The sequence below is a fragment of the Bacteroides sp. LFL-34 genome, from assembly GCF_027257075.1.
Taxonomy (GTDB): domain Bacteria; phylum Bacteroidota; class Bacteroidia; order Bacteroidales; family Bacteroidaceae; genus Bacteroides; species Bacteroides ovatus.
This window is the reverse complement of sequence record NZ_JAPQKZ010000044.1, coordinates 15,859-35,595: the sequence shown is the minus strand read 5'-3', so window position 1 is coordinate 35,595 and position 19,737 is coordinate 15,859. Positions and strand designations below refer to the sequence as shown.

The following is a 19,737-nucleotide window of genomic DNA, read 5'->3' as shown; positions in this document are numbered from 1 at the left end:
CATACAGTTTCTCATTAGAAACATCTTACTACCTACACAAAGAAGCACTTTTGGTGATTTTTAAAAGCTTATTGGTTATAATCGAAAGCAGGCCGTTCGCTGAAATCCTAAAAAAACAATACCTTTGCACATCACATTCCTTATAAATAATACATCTTATGAAGAAACTCTGCTTCCTTATTTTTTGCACTCTCTTTTCACTCACTGCATCATCAATAGAAACGGTGGATTATACACAAGGACTTTCCATATGGTTCGACACTCCCAACAATCTCGACGGACAAGCTGTCTGGCTACGCGCTTCGGGCACAGGGGCGAATCCGGACAAGACATGGGAAAGCCGTTCGCTACCCATCGGGAATGGTAGTCTGGGAGCAAATATCATGGGCTCCATATCCGCGGAACGAATCACACTGAATGAAAAGACGCTTTGGAAAGGTGGACCGAATACTGCCAAAGGCGCCGAATATTATTGGAATGTAAACAAACAGTCGGCAGGTGTATTGAAAGAAATACGACAGGCTTTTCTGGACGGAGATTCCCAAAAGGCGGGGTATCTCACACAAGAAAACTTCAACGGGCTGGGAGCTTATGAAGAAAAAGACGAGACTCCGTTCCGCTTCGGTGCTTTTACCACGATGGGAGAACTTTATGTGGAAACCGGACTCAGCGAAATCAACATGAGCAGTTACCGCCGCATCCTGTCATTGGATTCGGCTATGGCCGTGGTGCAATTCGATAAGGACGGGATACGGTATCAACGAAAATATTTCATATCCTATCCGGACAGTGTCATGGTCATGAAGTTTACTGCCGACAAAGGCGGAAAACAGAATCTTGTACTTAGCTATTGTCCCAACAACGAAGCAAAAAGCCATCTGGAAGCAGATGGAAACGACGGATTAGTATATACCGGCGTTCTCAATAACAACGGAATGAAATTCGCTTTCCGAATCAAAGCTATCCACAAAGGGGGAACACTGAAAGCAGAAAACGACCGGATTATTGTGAAGGATGCTGACGAAGTGGTATTCCTGCTTACGGCAGATACCGATTATAAGATGAACTTTGCCCCAGACTTCAAAGACCCGAAAGCCTACGTCGGCAACGACCCGTCACAAACGACTCTGGCTATGATGGACAATGCCCTGAAAAAAGGTTATGACGAGCTTTATCGTAATCACGAAGCCGATTATACCGCGCTGTTCAATCGGGTACGTTTTGAAATCAATCCGGAAATCGGCACTCCCAACCTGCCGACCTACAAACGACTGGCTAGCTATAAGAAAGGCGTGCCGGACTATCAGCTCGAACAATTGTACTATCAGTTCGGACGCTATCTGCTCATAGCCAGTTCGCGCCCCGGCAACATGCCAGCCAACCTGCAAGGATTGTGGCACAACAATACCGACGGCCCGTGGCGGGTAGATTACCACAATAACATCAACATTCAAATGAATTACTGGCCTGCGTGCCCCACCAATCTCTCTGAATGTACATGGCCTTTGATTGACTTTATACGCAGCTTGGTAAAACCCGGCGAGAAGACAGCACAAGCCTATTTCAACGCCCGCGGATGGACAGCATCCATCTCTGCCAATATCTTCGGATTCACAGCTCCCTTATCCAGCAAATCTATGGCATGGAACCTGAATCCTACTGCCGGTCCGTGGCTGGCAACGCATATATGGGAGTATTATGATTATACGCGTGACACGAAATTCTTAAAGGAAATCGGCTACGACCTTATCAAAAGCAGCGCACAGTTTGCGGTAGACCACTTGTGGCACAAGCCCGACGGGACTTACACCGCCGCGCCTTCCACCTCTCCCGAACACGGTCCGGTGGACGAGGGAGTCACTTTCGCGCATGCCGTAGTACGTGAAATATTACTGGACGCTATCCAGGCAAGCAAGGTACTCGGAACGGACGCCAAAGAGCGCAAGCAATGGGAAAACGTATTGACCAAACTCGTTCCGTACCGCATAGGACGCTACGGCCAGTTACTGGAATGGTCTACCGACATAGACGATCCGAAAGATGAACACCGGCACGTCAACCACCTGTTCGGATTGCATCCGGGACATACCATCTCTCCCGTGACTACCCCCGAACTTGCACAGGCAGCCAAAGTGGTACTGGAACATCGCGGAGACGGCGCTACCGGCTGGAGCATGGGTTGGAAACTCAACCAATGGGCACGACTGCAAGACGGAAACCATGCGTATAAACTGTACGGCAATTTGTTGAAAAACGGTACGTTGGATAACCTCTGGGATACCCATGCGCCTTTCCAGATAGACGGAAACTTCGGCGGTACGGCAGGAATAACCGAGATGTTATTGCAAAGCCACATGGGATTCATCCAACTTCTTCCCGCTTTGCCGGATGCCTGGGCAAACGGCTCGATAAGCGGAATCTGCGCCAAAGGGAATTTTGAGGTTTCTGTCTCCTGGAAAGAGGGACAACTGGAGAAAGCTATCATTCATTCCAAATCCGGGGTTCCCTGCAACGTAAGATACGGAGACATGACGCTCAAGTTCAAGACCGTAAAAGAGAAGAAATACGAAATCACTTTAAAAGGAGACAGGTTGACCGTTCTATAAAGAAAGCATCTGTCATCACAAACAAACCTGCTTCACATGAAAACAAAATACGCTGTTCTGTCAAGCCTTTTCTTTATCATACAGTTAGTCGGTGTTCTCCCTCTCCGGGCAGAACACTATTACTTTAAACAAATCTCTCTGAAAGAAGGGCTGCCTTCCAACGTGCGCTGTATTCTCCGGGATGAGCAGGGTTTCGTATGGATAGGTACCAAATCGGGACTGGGAAAGTTCGACGGGCACGAACTGAAAAGATACAAACACCAGGCAAACGACCCGAACTCGCTTCTCCACAACCTGGTTTATCAAATTGCCGAAGACAAGCAACACAACATCTGGGTACTGACCGAAAAAGGTATTGCCCGCTACCAACAGCAGAGCAACGACTTCACGTTCCCCACGGACGAGGACGGGAAGAATATCACCGCCTATTCCTTCTGCCTTGTCCCGGACGGAATCCTCTTTGGCGGCAAGGACAGGATTTACAAATATAGTTATGACGATTCTTCTCTCCGGCTTCTGCAATATTTCAACGCCAACTCTTTTAAAATCAACGCTCTCAGTATGTGGGATTCAAAGACGTTGCTCTGTTGCAGCCGTTGGACAGGCATATACCTCGTAGACCTGCATACCGGAGAGCACAGACGCCCCCCTTTCGACTGCGGGCCGGAAATTACCACCATGATGACCGACAGCCGGAAAAGAATATGGATTGCCCCTTACAGCGGCGGACTTCGTTGCTACTCATACGACGGCAAACTACTGGCTTCGTACTCCACCCGCAACTCCGCCCTCAGCAACGACATCGTCCTAAGCCTCGCCGAAAGGGAAGGGCAACTGTGGATAGGAACAGACGGCGGCGGAATCAATATCCTCACCCCCGAAACCGGGGAAATCTCCCAACTGGAATATATCCCGGGACGTGAAAACTACTCTCTCCCCGCCAACTCCATTCTCTGCCTGCACAACGACCACAATAACAATATATGGGCAGGAAGCACCTGCAACGGATTAATCAGCATCCGGGAAGTGTTCATGAAAACCTACACCGACGTAGTCCCCGGCAACGACCGCGGACTAAGCAACAGCACCGTGCGAAGCCTTTACCGCCAATCGCCCGACAGTATCTGGATTGGTACGGACGGCGGCGGTATCAACCTCTTTAACCCGCGTACCGAGAAATTCACCCATTATCTTTCTACCTGGAACGATAAAATAGCGTTTATCAGCGGATTCACTCCCGGAAAACTACTGATTTCCCTTTTCTCCAAAGGAGTATTCATATTCAACCCCGCAACCGGGGAGAAACAGCCTTTTACCATTGTCGACAAAGAAACTACGACACAACTTTGCAACCGGGGTAAATCGGTCAACTTATATCAGAACACCCCCAACACCGTGTTATTACTGGGCGACCATGTCTACCAGTATCACCTGAAAGAAAAGAAATTCGACAAGGTCACCGGAGAAGAAGGGAAAAGTATTGTCGGCACGCTCGTCCCCTTCAAGCACGAGAACAACCGGACTTACATCAACGATTTCAAACATATCTACGAACTGCACGATGGGGATTCCTTGCTGCAAACAACCTTCGAATGTTATCAGGATACCGTAATCAGTTCGGCGTCACACGACGAGCACGGCGATTTCTGGATAGGAAGCAATTTCGGCCTTATCCACTACAACCCCGTTTCCCAAAAGCAGACGCACATCCTTACCAACCTGTTTACCGAAGTCAACATGGTGCAATGCGACCAGAGGGGCAAAGTATGGATAGGTGCGGATAATCTGCTTTTCGCCTGGCTTATACAGGAACAGAAGTTCGTTCTCTTCGGAGAGTCGAACGGAGCTATCCAAAACGAATATCTGCCCAACGCCCGGTTGGTAAACAATGAGGGGGATGTCTATATCGGCGGTGTAAAGGGTATGCTGCGCATTGACGGCCAGCTGCTGCTGAATACATCGGAAATGCCGGAACTGCAACTGTTGGATATTATCATCAATGGTGAGCCTGCACAGAACAAGCTATATAGTCATCCGGCAGCAATCTCTGTCCCATGGGACAGCAATATCACCATCCGAATCATGTCGAAAGAAGAGGATATCTTCCGTAAGAAAGTCTACCGCTATCGGATAGAGGGGCTGAACGACCAGTATATCGAATCGTACCAGCCGGAATTGGTAATCCGGTCGTTACCACCGGGCAATTACAAAATTATGGCTTCATGCACAGCGAAAGACGGCAGCTGGATTCCCAACCAGAAAATACTAGAACTAACCGTACTCCCGCCATGGTATCGCACGTGGTGGTTCATTCTCGGTTGCACCATTCTCATTGCCACCATAATCATCGAAACTTTCCGCAGAACATTGAAACGTAATCAGGAAAAACTGAAATGGGCGATGAAAGAGCATGAGAAACAGATGTACGAGGAAAAGGTACGTTTTCTTATCAATATCAGCCACGAACTACGGACTCCGCTGACGCTGATTCATGCGCCACTCAATCAGATTTTGAAGTCGCTCTCTTCCGGAGACAGCCAATATCTGCCGTTAAAAGCCATCTACCGGCAGGCACAACGGATGAAGAACTTGATTAATATGGTGCTCGACGTGCGGAAAATGGAAGTAGGGGAGAGTAAACTGCAAATTCAGCCTCATCCGCTCAATCAATGGATTGAACACGTTTCGCAGGATTTTATCAGTGAGGGGGAAGCAAAGAATGTGCATATCCGCTATCAGCTCGACCCACGGATAGAGAAAGTCAGTTTCGATAAGGACAAATGCGAGATTATCCTAAGTAACCTGCTTATCAATGCCTTGAAACACAGTCCGCAGGACACGGAAATAACGATTGCTTCGGAACTGCTGCCCGAAGAAAACCGGGTGCGTATCTCCATCATCGACCAGGGATGCGGACTGAAACAAGTGGATACGCACAAGCTCTTTACCCGCTTCTACCAGGGAACGGGAGAACAGAGCGGAACAGGAATCGGCTTGTCTTACTCCAAGATTCTGGTGGAACTGCACGGCGGCTCTATCGGCGCACAGGATAATGAAGAAACCGGAGCCAGCTTTTTCTTTGAGTTGCCGTTGAGGCAGGAACCGGAAGAAATCATCTGCGAGCCAAAAGCTTATCTGAACGAGTTGATGATGGATGATAACAGCGGGCAGCCGTCCGCGAAAGAGGTATTCGACACCACTCCATACACTATTCTCGTAGTGGATGACAATCCGGATATGACAGACTTTCTGAAAAGAACGTTCGAAGGATACTTCAAACGGATAATTATCGCCGGAGACGGGGTGGAAGCCCTTCAACTGGTCAGAAGCCATGTCCCTGATATTATAGTCAGTGACGTGATGATGCCTCGGATGAACGGGTATAAACTTTGTAAAACGATTAAAGAGGATATCAATATCAGTCACATCCCAGTCATTCTGCTAACTGCCAGAGATGACAGGCAAAGCCAAATAAGCGGTTACAAGAATGGAGCGGACGGCTATTTAAGCAAACCTTTCGAAGTGGAAATGCTAATGGAACTTATCCGCAACCGGTTGAAAAACCGGGAATATACCAAGAAAAGGTATCTGAATGCAGGATTAATCCCCACTCCGGAAGAAAGCACCATCAGCCTGACAGACGAAACATTCCTGATTAAACTGAATAGTATCATCCAGGAAAATATAGAAAATTCCAACCTGGGCATCCAGTTTATCTGCCAGGAAGTAGGATTGGGCCGTTCTTCGCTTTATAACAAACTGAAAGCACTTACAGGCATGGGAGCGAACGAGTATATCAGTAAGCTCCGTATAGAAAAAGCTATTACATTGATATCCGGCACGGATATGCCCTTCTCTGAAATTGCAGAGAAAACCGGGTTTACCACTCCGAGTTATTTCAGTACGGCTTTCAAGCAATATACCGGGGAAACACCTAGTCAATATAAAGAAAGGAAAAAGAAAGGTCTGGCTGATAAATAATACCATCATTATTCTTTATGCTGGCTGAAGTTTCCGGCTGCAAGCCAATTCGCCGCATATTGACCGATATTGACCGATTAACAAACGGGCTGCCACAGAATCACTTCTCCGGCAGCCCTTCTTTCATTAAATTAGAAAACAGAGAGTATGATACAGTTTATTCCTGACCTCCTCCTAAAGCACGGTATAGGTTAATTAAACTTTGTATTTCAGTAAAATGATTGGCCGTCTGCGAGAGTTGCGCACTAAGCAACGACTGCCGGGAGGTAAGCACTTCCAGATAGGTTGTATTACCATGCTCCATCAACAGAGTAGTGCTTCGCAGAGCCGTTTGCAGGGAAGTGATCTGTTTATCCAGCAAGATTCTTTTTCCCTGACTGGTTTGATAGGCAATCAACGCATCATTCACCTCACTACCGGCATTGAGCAACGTTTGCTGAAAGCCGAGCGCTGCTTCTTCCTGTTGCGCACGGGCAATGCGGTATTGTGCCACCACCTGCCCTCTGTTAAAGAGCGGCTGCGTAAGCGAACCTACCGCTGACGCGAGAAACTTGCCCGGATTGATAATCATCGCCCCGGCAGAGTTTGTCCATCCGGCACTCCCGCTCAAAGTGATGGAAGGATAGAAAGCCGAACGTGCCGCATTGGTGCCATAGAACGCCGCTTCCAGCGTCCGTTCTGCCGAGCGGACATCCGGACGGGAAGAAAGCATCCGTACAGGAATCCCTATCGAGAAGTCGGCAGGAAACTGTTGCTTTGCCAATACACCACGCTCATAGTTGCGTGGCGTCTCCGCCAATAATAAGGCAAGACTGTTCTCCACCTGATTGATCTGCTGCTGCAAATCGAGAACCGAACCCTGCACCTGATAATAGGCCGCCTCCATCTGCGACACAGCGGATTCGTTTGCCAATCCCGCATTCATCAATGCACGGGTAGACGCAACGGTTTCTTTCCATGCCTCTTCCGTTTGACGGGAGATGTCGAGTTGTTCATCCAGCATCAAAAGGGTATAATAGGTATTGGCGATACCTGCTATCAACTGTGTACGGACTGCCTGACGGTAATCCTCGCTTTGAGCATAAAGCGCTTTCGCCTGTTTCTTGGAGTTGCGCATACGCCCGAAAACGTCCAACTCCCAACTGGCAGTAACGGGCAACGAATAAGTCTGCGTAGCCTTCTGCGTATCGAAACTGCTCACTGTTCCCTGCGGAGCAAGAGCAAAAGCGGGCAGAAAAGCAAGTTTGGCAGACATCAGTACGGCCTGTGCTTCTTCCACACGGAGCTGGGCAGACTGATAGTCGGTATTGGTCTGCAATCCCACTTCAATGAGGGATTGCAGATAAGGGTCGGTGAAGAGTTCCCGCCAGTCCATATTACCCAGACCGGCAGTGTCTTCGGTCACCACTTCCCCGCCGTAAAGATCGTCGGGCACGACAGTGGCGGGTTCGTATTTGGTATAGATGCCACAACCGCTCAACGACAGACTGATGGCAACTAATGTGATGATATTCTTCTTCATTCTTTCTTTCATTTATTTACGTTCGCGTTCAACTTCACTCTTTTCTTTCTCTAAAAGCACCTGTACGTCTGCTTCCTCCTCCATCGGTTTGCGGATTTTTTCCTGCAAAAATTCAAAGATGATGTAGAAAACCGGAACGACAAAGAGCAATGCCAGTGTCCCGACAACCATACCGCCTACTACACCCGTACCCAGCGAACTGTTACCGTTGGCACCTGCACCGGAAGAGAACATCAGTGGAAGCATACCGAAAATCATCGTCAATACCGTCATCAGGATAGGACGCAAGCGGACTTGTGCGGCAGAGTAAGCAGATTCCACGATACCCATTCCTTTGCGACGGCGCTCTATGGCGTACTCTGTAATCAGAATTGCTGTCTTAGCCAACAAACCGATTAACATAATCACCCCTGTCTGCAGATAGATATTATTCTCCAACCCGAGTATTTTGGCGAAAAGGAACGACCCCATCAGTCCGAACGGCACGGAGAAGATAACGGCAAACGGTATGAGGAAACTTTCGTAAAGACAGGCCAGAATCAGATAGATAAGGAAGATACAGATGGCGTAAATGAAAACCGTCTGCGCACCACCGCTACTTGCTTCTTCGCGTGCCATACCACCATATTCATATCCGTAGCCTGCCGGCAAAGACTGTGCAGCCACTTCTTCAATCACTTTCTGCACCTCGCCGGAGGAGTAACCATCGGCAGGATTCACATTGGCGGTGATGGTGCTGTAAAGATTGAAACGGTTGGCCGTTTCCGGTCCCAGCACTTGTTTCAGCGTCACGAACTGGCTCACCGGAGCCATCTGCGTACCATTGCGTACAAACATATTATTCAGTGCCTGCTCGTCGAGGCGGTATTCAGGCGAAGCCTGCATCATCACACGATATACTTTACCATACTGGTTATAGTTGGAAATATACGCGCCACCACAATAACTGCCCACCGCATCGAGCACTGCACTCGGCGAAATTCCTGCACGCTTACATTTGGCAGCATCCACTTCCACCGATATCTGCGGGAAGTTGATAGCATACGATGTATACGCCATCGCTACCTCCGGACGTTCGTTCAGAGCACCGAGGAACTGTATAGCCGCATCATAGAACGTAGCCAGTTCTCCACCCGTCATGTCCTGAAGGTTCAGTTCGAGGGAGTTACCCATACCGTAACCCGGAATCATGGCAGGCTGGAAGCTGAATACCTGCGCTTCCTTTATCGCCTGGAATTGTCCGTTGAGGCGGGACACCACAGCATCCGAGCTATGCTCCTTGCCCTTTCGTTCGCTCCAGTCTTTCAGGCGGATAATAATCGTACCGTACGAAGTTCCCTGACCGGATATCAGTCCGTACCCTGCTACGCGGGCGTAGTGTTCTATTTCGGGTGTATCTCTCAGGATATTTTCCAAGCGGTCCATCACTTTCGTGGTTTCTTCGAGCGTACTTCCCGGTGAAATACTGACATTCACCATAATGACACCCTGGTCTTCCTGCGGCACAAGTCCCGTTTTAGTGGTACTCATCAGGTAAACCAGCAAGGCAACGGCAACAGCCAGTGAAGTCCACACCATCCAGCGATGGCGGATGAAAAACATCACACCTCTCTTATATTTACCCAATACGGCATTGAACGAAGCATTGTAAGCTGCACGTACCCGTCCATTGATGCTCTTGGCGCTCTTCGTTCCGTCCGACGGACGCATCATGATGGCGCACAAAGCGGGACAGAGCGTCAAAGCCGAAATCATCGAAATACCTACGGCAGTTGCCATCGTGATACCGAATTGTGTATAGAACACGCCCGAAGTACCTCCCATGAAGGTTACAGGAATAAACACAGCCATAAATACACAGGTACAGGAGACAATAGCCATCGTCACGTCGCCCATTGCATCTTTCGTGGCAAGATAAGGAGACTTGTATCCAGCATCAAACTTGGATTGTACCGCCTCTACCACCACAATGGCGTCGTCTACCACCGTACCGATAGCAAGTACCAAAGCAAACAATGTCAGGATGTTCAGACTGAAACCCGCAGCCACCAGACAGGCAAACGTACCCACCAACGACACAATGATAGAGATGGAGGGAATCAGCGTACTCTTCAGATCCTGCAAGAAGAAATAGACCACGAGGATGACCAGAATGATGGCGATAATCAGTGTCTCCACCACGTTGTGTATGGAAGCGAAAAGGAAGTCATTGGAACTCATCATCGTGACGAACTCCGTTCCTGCCGGCAGATTCTTCTCCATCCGCTCTATCTGCGCAGTGATTTCTTTGTTGACAGCGGTAGCATTGGAACCGGCTGTCTGGAATATCATATAAAGAACGGCCGGCTGACTGTCCATTTCACTGCGGAAACTATACGTCATCGTACCCAACTCCACCTCTGCCACATCTTGCAGGCGAAGTATGGAACCGTCTTCCCGCGAACGGACAACCGTGTTCCGGAATTCTTCCACGCTTTTGAGGCGTCCGCGATATTTCATTGTAAACTGGAAAACATTCTTCGAACTCTCGCCCAGTGAACCGGTGGGAGCTTCGATGTTTTGCTCACCCAATATGGCGGTAATGTCCGACGGAACCAGTCCGTATTGCGCCATCCGTTCCGGTTTCAGCCAGATACGCATACTGTACGTATCGCCCAGCTCCATCACGTCTCCCACTCCCTCAATACGTTTAATCTGGGGAATGACATTGATGTCCAGATAATTGGCGAGGAACGTCTGATCGTATCGACCGTCCGTACAGACCAAAGCGCCAATCTGCAAGAAGCTGGTCTGCCGCTTCATCGTGCTGACGCCGACTTTCGTTACTTCAGCCGGAAGCAATCCCTGTGCTTTCGCCACACGGTTTTGCACGTTGACTGCCGCCATATCGGGGTCTGTGCCCTGCTTGAAATAAACTTGTATAATAGCCAAACCTGCATTGGAAGCACTGGAACTGATATACATCATGCCTTCCACACCGTTGATACTCTCCTCCAGTGGCATGATGACACTGTTCATCACTGCCTCGGCATCGGCACCCGTATAACTGGCAGTTACATATACCGTTGGAGGCGCAATGTCAGGATATTGCTCCACCGGCAGCGTGAAGAGCGAAATAAGCCCTATGGCCAGAATCAGGACAGAGATGGAGATAGCCATCACCGGCCGTTTTATAAACACATTTCCTTTCATAATCAATCTCCTTCTTATTTAACTTGCGTGCCTTCGCGCACCAGTCCGGCGCCTTCCGATACGATTTCATCACCTGCTTTCAGTCCGTCCAGCACCACATATTCGCGCCCGTCATTGTTTTCGGCCACTGTTATCAGGGTAGAGACAGCCTTCCCGTCCACTACCTTATATACAATCGTCTTATCCTGCATCTTCACGGTGGCCGTCTGCGGGATGGCGATACAATCTTTATAAATGCTCGGCACTACCACCGTGCCCGAGGCTCCGCTATGAAGCAACCGCGATTCGTTGGGAAACACCACGCGCGCCACCACAGTACCCGTTTGCCGGTCGATGACGCCGCTGATGGATTCGATGACACCTTTCTTATCATAAACCGAATTATCATTGAGGCGCAGTTCCACTTCCGGCATGTTCTTCAAGGCTTCGTCCATGTCACCATACTGGCGGGTGAGGGCAAGCAACTGATTCTCGGTCATGGAGAAATAGACATACATATCCGAATTGTCGCTGACCGTAGTAAGCGGATAGGGCATATTGGCACTTACCAATGCGCCTGCACGATAAGGCAATGCACCTACGACTCCGTCACTGGGACTTTTCACTTCGGTATAAGAGAGATTGTTGCGGGCACTGATCTCCTGGGCTTCGGCCTGCGACAGTTGAGCTTTGGCGGTGAGATAAGAATTTTCGGCCGTTTTCAGGCTGAATTCCGAAACTACTTTCTGCGCATACAGTTCTTTGTTGCTCTTGTAGGTCAGTTCGGCAGTACCCAGCGCGGCACGTGCTGCTTCCACATTGGCAGTGGCGGTTTTCAGTGCGGCCTTGTAAGGCACTTGGTCGATAATGAAAAGCGATTGCCCGCGGCGTACTTTTTGCCCTTCGGTCACACAGAGTTTCTCAATCGTTCCCGACACCTGCGGATAAATATCAATATCCTGTCGCCCACGTATGCTCGCCGAATAGGAAGAAGAAAATTCCTTATCCACCGCTTCTATCTGCATTACTGCATAAGAAGAAGATTTCACTCCCGCATCCGATGCCTGCTTGCAAGATGCCATCCACACTGTACAACCGACAATCCCTATCAGCCGTATCCATTTTTTGCTTACTGTAATCATACTTTCTCTTTTGATCTTTTGTTAAATCCTGGACAAAAGTAGGAGAAAAGAACAAGGCAACAGTGACCAATTTCCCTCCATAAATGTCCCATTCTCGCCATTTACGTTTATTATAGCTAACTATTTGGCAATAAACGACATATCAAACAAATCTGAAGAAGTATGGGACATTCTGTTTTCCCGATTATTCACCAACTTTGCAAAAAGTAAAAAAGGAAAGAACATGGAAAAAGAGAACATTATTACGGTGGATATAGAGGATTTTAAGGACAGTCAGCACGTCCTTGATTATATAGATGATGACTTTGCGATAGTCAACAGTCTGGAGGGGACTCCTTATAGTAATGATACAATCAAACTGAATTGTTTTCTCATCGCGGTTTGCATAGAAGGGTGCATCCAGCTGGACGTCAACTACCGGACCTACAAGTTGCAGGCGGGCGAGCTGCTGCTCGGTCTACCCAACACGATTATCAGTCATACGATGCTTAGTCCTAAATATAAAGTCAGGCTTGCCGGATTCTCTACCCGTTTCCTGCAACGTATTATTAAAATGGAAAAGGAAACGTGGAATACTGCCATTCATATCCATAACAATCCGGTGAAGTCGGTTGGCAACGGGGAGGATAAAACTTTCTTCGGATTCTACCGGGATTTAATTATAGCCAAGATAAACGATGAGCCTCATTGCTACCACAAAGAAGTGATGCAATATCTCTTTTCCGCTATCTTTTGCGAGATGCTGGGACAGCTTCACAAGGAAATGGAAGCTGCCGGCAACACGGAAGGTTCGAAAGAAGGCATCAAACAGGTGAATTACATTTTGCGGAAGTTCATGGAACTGTTATCGAAGGACAAGGGGATGCACCGTTCGGTGAGCTATTTTGCCAACGAGCTTTGCTACACTCCGAAGCATTTCTCGAAAGTCATCAAGCAGGCGTGTGGCAGGACTCCGTTGGATTTGATTAATGAAACTGCCGTGGAGCATATCAAATACCGATTAAAACGTTCGGAAAAGTCTATCAAGGAAATTGCGGAAGAGTTCAACTTCCCCAATCAGTCCTTTTTCGGGAAATACGTAAAAGCGCATTTGGGAACATCACCGGCCAATTATCGGAACAGAAAAGAAGAATGACAAAAAGAATAGATTCTTATGTTAGAAAAATCTTTTTGGGAGTCTTGCTCATCTTACTATAAAAAATGAGTAATAATGTGCACATTATTACTCAATAACACTAAGATAACTCCCGATTCTTGACTTATACATAAGTCTATATTGCTGTTTCAGTTCTTTAGAAAGGAAAGAATGTTCAATCAGTTTATCTGTTAATTCATATACCTTAGTATATTTCTCCAGACAAGAGTTTACCAAACGTTCGGGTAGGCCTATTTTCAAACCAAAATAATAGAATGTTTTTCCTGTAACCGCCGATGCAGCACCGAAATAATCCGATTCAGGATTAACAAACAGACCTTTGCTCATGGCAAAGATACCATCGTTTATATGGAGATGAGTATTCAATAAATCGTATGCAGGAGATAGGCGGAATCTTCCTTTTTTCTCTTCCAATAGAGAAAAGTTCTTTAAATGAGCGTCGCCGTTAGAATAGACAAAATTGAATAAAACAAGCTCAAAGAAACGTAGTTTATCTACTTGTGGCACAGAACTGTATTTATCTATAATTCCTGCGAACTCTTCATAAGCCAGATTATCATATTTATAATCGGAACCTCCATTTTTCCTGGTAAGCCCGGCTAAAGAAGCAAAATCCTCCTTTTGTAACTTTCCTTTCTCCGACAAATCAAAACGTCGTACAAAATAAGCAGGGGTTCCGTCCTGAAAAAAGCATAATCCATTAGGAGCTGTCGGAATCCCATATACTTGCGCAGCTATCTGCATTGTCAAATGTTCGTTGGCAGGGCAAAACTCCTTGTTACGAAGATTATTAGGGACAGGCTTTAATATGAATTCGCCCTGTTCTCCCTCTTTGGTTAATCGCAATATCCCGTCATCGGCAACTAAAGAATACTTAATCTGGACTCCTGAAACAGATATGCGTTTGCTATTGTTATTGAAGATATCAATACCGACATTATCGTCAAAATGCTTATAAGGTAATTCACAAGATATATTTTTCCCGTCAAAAAGCTGCTTCAAGGCTTTGGATGAATATCCGCTTTCTCCGCCAGTCTCCCGTAAAAGTGAGGGACAAATATGAATATCTGTTTCCATTATCACATTCTTTTAACTGTTATTGCTCCGATTGTATCTGTATGGGCAGTAGCCAGAAGAATACCAAAATCATCCTCTTCATCAATATGCAGGTTTCTAGCTTGAATAATACGATTATCCCCTTCAGATGTCATATTAAAAAAGACAGGGAAAAGATAGGAAGAGGTATATTCCTGCTGTGTCTTGGGCATGGTCAGTGAGACAGCTGGGAGTTGTGGATTATTATAATAGTCCGTATCATAACAGAATGAATAGTGTTCACGATCTATTTCTGTTAACAGACCGGCATAAATACCTTTTATATAGACTTTGGCAGATCGACTCATATGCGTGTCTATTATTGAATATGAATACTAAGTCCTAAAGTTTTCAGGACATTAAAAAGGACATCGAAGCGGGGATTACCACTTCCACGTTCCAAGCGGACCAAAGCGTTAATCCCTATTCCTGCAAGAGTTGCCAACGTAGCCTGATCCAAGCCCAACTCTTTACGCCTTTCGCGAATATGTTTTCCTATCTCTATTAAATCCATAATTCACCATATATAGTGACTTTCTCACAAAGATAGAATCTTTTTAGTAGAAAAACAAGCTAATTCACCATATACAGTGAATTTACGCATAAATAGCATAGTATAAAAGCATACTATCATGCTTTTCACCATATATGGTGATTTAAGAGAGATACATACTTATAGAGGAAAGACATTGATCGCTGAAAAAAGTGCCAACATGAAGAATTGTATATTTTATCTGTCCTGCTCTTCATCATTCGAGCCGTTTCCTTGCACTTCATGAAAAACGCCCTCCATTTAGAGTTACAGATTTCGCAAATAACACCAGATAGGTACTATTAGCAAACAAGTTGCAATAAAAGTAGCCATTCAAAAACACAAACAGCTATCATTTCACAAGAGATGCATCAGATTGCTATTTATAAATCAACAGTAGAAAAAGACAAAGTAGCTCAATACATCCTCTTCAAAAACCAAGTTTAGCTTCCTTTAAAAGAAACGAAGGGTTTGATTATAGCAAACGGACGGTTTGTTTAAACCAAACAGAGGGTTTGATTACGGCAAACAGAGTGTTTAATTACACCATATCGTGCATATTTCAAGGAAATAAATACAAAATAGAGAGATATAATGTATATTCTTGCAATTGTTCATGCAGTTTATTTTCTGTTTGGCCCTTTTCTTTCTTTCCTTTTTTCGTGAATATCTTAAAAACGGAACAGATTCCCCGTTATATGAAAGTACCTTGTATCCGGAGACAGGCAGAAACTTTCATATAGCGGGGAATTCTATTTCATATTCTCAATGAAGAGAATCAACGAAGAGAATCAACGATTCTCGGTATCTTTCATACAACGCACGGAGAACGCATGGGAACGACCGGAGGAATGTGTCCATGTCTTATCGGAAACTTTATAATACAGAGAAGTAGCTCCCTGATCCTTGTCATTTCCATAACTGCTAGCCGATGAGTTAGACCAATAGCAAGCGGCACCCTTAGCGGTATCCAATCCTGTATTGTTGCCATTATTACCGCCGTTGGAACCCCACTTACAACCTGCCAACGGCCAATATGCGTAATTCGTACCGTCATAGCAATATTTAAATACCGCAGTTGCGCTCTGTTTCACAAATTCTCCTTTCTGCTCTATCTCATCCAATACACGAGGAGATACAACCCGGTAACCTTTCGGACAAGGATCATAAATAGATTTATGACCGTCAGAAGGATTGAGATAAGTGCTCGATTCGTTCGGGTTGCCCCAGAAGTCATCTTTACGATCGGTACGTGCACCAGTCCATGCACCCAGATACCAGTCGGATTTTGTATTCTCCACATTATTAGTATAAAGCAACGCACGGGGATTTTCTATAGAGAAGCGGACGTTGGTGGCTTCGGTAGGTATATTAGTACCCACGGTTCCCGACCAGCCGACCGGCGTAGGACGTCCCCATTGGAAGTAAACACCGTTTTGCTTCCAGTTGTCTCCTTCACACGTCATATAAGTACCCAGATTACGATCCAACACTACATATCCCGTATTACCATAAGGATGTTCTGCCGGAGTAGGGGTCATCCAGATAATAAAACTCCAGATGACGGTAGTCTGATCCGCTCCATAGATAGCCACCTGACCGCAACCGCCGTCATAGCCTCCACTTACTTTATAGGTGTTGATCGTAATATTGTAATCACTGCCAATCGGGGAGATGTCCGTAGTAGAGCCATTCACGGCAATCATCTTATGATTAACGTTCAAATCGCAACCCAGAATAGTCTTGGCATACTTGGGTTCTTCCACTTCCATAAAGTTACCACGTGCTTTCACACTCATCGTATTGCTCACGCCACTGGTAGAAATATTCGTCAACAGACAGTTGGACTCGCCATAAGCCCATCCTCCTGCCAATAAACGTGTCTCTACCGGCTCATACCATTCGCAGGAGTTATCCGAAAGTTTCAGGTTGTTGACAGCAATCGTATTGACAGCATTGGCTTTCAGTTGCTTTCCTTCTTTGAGAATAGGAATGGTAACAGTCTGCTGGTCATTTTCCAAAGTGATGACAATGTACACTTCTTTGCCACTTAAATCGGCAGGATATGTAGTCAGGTATATATCCTGTGCGGAAGCGAGCAGTTCGGGAGTAGTCAGTGAAACAGTGGCATACGGTTTCACATCTGTACCGTAGGTCAGTTCGTCCGTATCCAAATCTGCTATGAATACACCGGAAAGAGGAGTTTTTGTCTCCTTGTCATATAAAGAAACACTTTTTAGCTTGTACGTAGAAAGCTCCTGGGACGAGATGCTGAACTTCACATACGCCATCGCATGGTTCAACGTAAATTTAGCAAGCATATCCGGACTGCTGACTGTAGCCTTGGCAAACGCAAAACCATACTTTCCAATATGATGGCTATCGCCGGGACGGCTTTGTTCCTGCTCAACAGACAGGGTAGAAGTTATCTTGTTGCCATTTTCGGCCAGTTCCGTACTTGCCCGGTAAGGATAGTAAATAAGAAGTTCCGTAGCTCCTTCTTCCGCCATCTTCACGTCGTCCGAAGTAAAGACGCCGGAGTTCTGCCCGATCGACTCATCACTCAATAAAGACTGCACATTATTGATGTCGGTCCCTGCCGTACGGGAGAAAACACCCAAGGCATCCCCTTCGCTCCAGAGCACCGGATAAACATCCCCTGTTTTGTCACCGATAGAAACACGCGTCTGCGGAGACGAGAGTCCAACCAATGTCAGACATGAACCTGCCGTTGCCGGTTCTTTGCCGTTATCGGACGAAATAAGTTCGTCCTGCGTGCAACTTGTCATCATGAGAATCATTGCACCTATTGCAAATAATCTATTTTTCATACCATTCATTCTTTTGAGTTACACCATTTTTACCATTCATTCTCTTCCAGATCACCGGCAGAACCGCCGTCACTCCATGCTCCTTCCGTTCCTGAAGCTTTCCAGGTCTGAAAAGCGGAACACACGGCACGCCCTTCGGCATTATAGGCGATAATCGCACTGATGTAATTCACTCCCGGACGTAATCCTTCGGTGATTTTGCGCGTATAGGGCAGAGATACGGGTTCTCCGTTCTCTTCTACGAATTTCACCAGTTTCACTTCAATGTTATAATCAAAGCCAATGTCGGCCACCGGATAGAATTCAATGACTTTCGCTCCGAACGTAGTTCCTGTTTGCTGCTCGGAAGTAATCAGAGCCGTATTGTCCGCAATCTCCGAAACTGTCAGGTTCATGGTGGGAATGACACGCGGAGCCGAATCATCCTTGTCCGAGCAGGAGGCAGTTATCAGCAGTAGAACGAAGATAAATGCCATATTTATATGTAAGTTCTTCATAATCATATTGTATTAGTTTTATTATTGTAGATTCTTATACCGCAGCAATGCTTCTAAAAAGTAATAATCGGCATACGTCAGGGGGACATCCACTTCGCTTTTATCAGGAAGTGCACCCACGCTGTGCTTCAGGATGAAACATTCGTTCGTACCCGGTTCTGCCAGATACTCTTTCGAGGCAAGCGTACGGAGTTGCTTTTCTGCCATGGCAAGATAAGATTCCTTGGCGTCCGTGCCGGGGATATAACGGCTTAGTTCGATAAAGGCGGAGGCCATGATAGCCGCTGCGGAAGCATCCCGATAGGTCTGTTCTTCTACCGGAGCGTCGAAATCCCAGTAAGGAATACCGTCGGCAGGCAAACGGCGGAGCAGCATATCGGCAATATGCCCGGCTTGCAGCAAATAGTTCTGATACCCCGTCAGACGGAACATCATCGTATAGCTATACAAGGCCCATGCCTGTCCGCGGCTCCAGGAGGAATCGTCCGAGAAGCCCTGCACCGTTTGCTTGCCGCGTACTGCACCTGTTTCAGGGTCATAATCCACCAGATGATACGTGGAATAATCATCCCGGAAGTGATGCTGGATAGTGGTATTGGCATGCGTACAGGCAATGTTCTGCAAAGAGTCGTCGGCGTAGGCTTTCGACATGGACAACAGCAGTTCAAGGTTCATCATATTGTCAATAATCACCGGAAACTTCCAGTCGCAGCCTTTGCGCACAAAGTCCCAGCTGCGGATCACACCGACAATAGGATTGAAACGAGTTGACAAGGACTTGGCGCCCTGATAGAGCACTTGTTTATAAGCCTCATTACCTGTCAACCGGAAAGCATTCCCGTAACTGCAATTCAACTGGAAACCGACATCATGATCCCTGGTCACGTATTGTATAGAGTCGAGTTTCAGCGTGTTCTTCTCGGCCAGTGTTTTCACTGCTTCATTGCCTGTATATTCGTAGATATACCAGAGGGAACCGGGATAGAAGCCGCTGCACCACCAATAGATATTCGAGGGAACAAACCCACCGTCGGCAGAGAGTGTGCGGGGAAGTGTCTTTTCTGTCAGGCGGGTGTCCATATTCGTGTATTGTTGCTCCGCAACGATAAATACACGGTCAATCAATGCCTCCATCGTCTCCTGCTTCGTGCAGGAGGCCAATGTCAAAAGTCCGAGTATAGATATTAATAGAATTCTCATACGT

At 46.8% G+C, this 19,737-nt stretch carries 12 protein-coding genes; 3 read left to right on the top strand and 9 right to left on the bottom strand.

The features are described from left to right. Positions 1-158: 158 nt before the first annotated feature. Both N5O98_RS21435 and N5O98_RS21430 read left to right on the top strand, forming a co-directional pair. Positions 159-2,606: a glycoside hydrolase family 95 protein gene (locus tag N5O98_RS21435; RefSeq protein WP_022199719.1), complete on the top strand. Its 2,448-nt coding sequence runs from the start codon at positions 159-161 to the stop codon at positions 2,604-2,606. Positions 2,607-2,642: 36 nt separating this feature from the next. Beyond that, positions 2,643-6,587: a hybrid sensor histidine kinase/response regulator transcription factor gene (locus N5O98_RS21430; RefSeq protein ID WP_118160990.1), complete on the top strand. Its 3,945-nt coding sequence runs from the start codon at positions 2,643-2,645 to the stop codon at positions 6,585-6,587. A gap of 157 nt (positions 6,588-6,744) precedes the next feature. Here the strand turns inward: N5O98_RS21430 and N5O98_RS21425 are convergent, their stop codons facing one another. From N5O98_RS21425 to N5O98_RS21415, 3 genes are read right to left on the bottom strand one after another with little or no spacing between them, the layout of a single operon-like run. After that, a complete protein-coding gene (locus N5O98_RS21425) occupies positions 6,745-8,109 on the bottom strand; it encodes an efflux transporter outer membrane subunit (protein WP_004308479.1) in 1,365 nt (454 codons plus the stop codon). 12 nt (positions 8,110-8,121) lie between these two features. Continuing rightward, positions 8,122-11,301 (bottom strand): efflux RND transporter permease subunit, encoded by a 3,180-nt coding sequence (locus N5O98_RS21420; protein WP_022199722.1) that lies wholly within the window; start codon positions 11,299-11,301, stop codon positions 8,122-8,124. A 14-nt stretch (positions 11,302-11,315) separates the two neighbouring features. Next, on the bottom strand, positions 11,316-12,422 hold the full coding sequence (locus tag N5O98_RS21415) for an efflux RND transporter periplasmic adaptor subunit (RefSeq protein ID WP_004313771.1): 1,107 nt from the start codon (positions 12,420-12,422) through the stop codon (positions 11,316-11,318). Positions 12,423-12,645: 223 nt separating this feature from the next. Here N5O98_RS21415 and N5O98_RS21410 point away from each other — a divergent pair, with 223 nt between their 5' ends. Then, on the top strand, positions 12,646-13,557 hold the full coding sequence (locus tag N5O98_RS21410) for a helix-turn-helix domain-containing protein (protein WP_004322625.1): 912 nt from the start codon (positions 12,646-12,648) through the stop codon (positions 13,555-13,557). Positions 13,558-13,644: 87 nt separating this feature from the next. Here N5O98_RS21410 and N5O98_RS21405 read toward each other — a convergent pair whose 3' ends face one another. The 6 genes from N5O98_RS21405 to N5O98_RS21380 all read right to left on the bottom strand — a co-directional run bounded on the left by N5O98_RS21405 (position 13,645) and on the right by N5O98_RS21380 (position 19,733). Further along, entirely contained in the window at positions 13,645-14,655 is a 1,011-nt protein-coding gene (locus N5O98_RS21405) for a type II toxin-antitoxin system HipA family toxin (RefSeq protein WP_022199723.1), read from the bottom strand. 2 nt (positions 14,656-14,657) lie between these two features. Further along, positions 14,658-14,981, bottom strand: a complete 324-nt coding sequence (locus tag N5O98_RS21400) for a HipA N-terminal domain-containing protein (RefSeq protein WP_022199724.1) — start codon at positions 14,979-14,981, stop codon at positions 14,658-14,660. Positions 14,982-14,992: 11 nt separating this feature from the next. Further along, positions 14,993-15,187: a helix-turn-helix domain-containing protein gene (locus N5O98_RS21395; protein WP_004298788.1), complete on the bottom strand. Its 195-nt coding sequence runs from the start codon at positions 15,185-15,187 to the stop codon at positions 14,993-14,995. A gap of 809 nt (positions 15,188-15,996) precedes the next feature. After that, positions 15,997-18,036, bottom strand: coding sequence for a fimbrillin family protein (locus N5O98_RS21390; protein WP_118160993.1), 2,040 nt, complete (start codon positions 18,034-18,036; stop codon positions 15,997-15,999). 29 nt (positions 18,037-18,065) lie between these two features. Further along, positions 18,066-18,539: a hypothetical protein gene (locus tag N5O98_RS21385; RefSeq protein WP_004298778.1), complete on the bottom strand. Its 474-nt coding sequence runs from the start codon at positions 18,537-18,539 to the stop codon at positions 18,066-18,068. Positions 18,540-18,554: 15 nt separating this feature from the next. Continuing rightward, positions 18,555-19,733, bottom strand: a complete 1,179-nt coding sequence (locus N5O98_RS21380; RefSeq protein WP_022199726.1) for a glycoside hydrolase family 88 protein — start codon at positions 19,731-19,733, stop codon at positions 18,555-18,557. Positions 19,734-19,737: the final 4 nt, after the last annotated feature.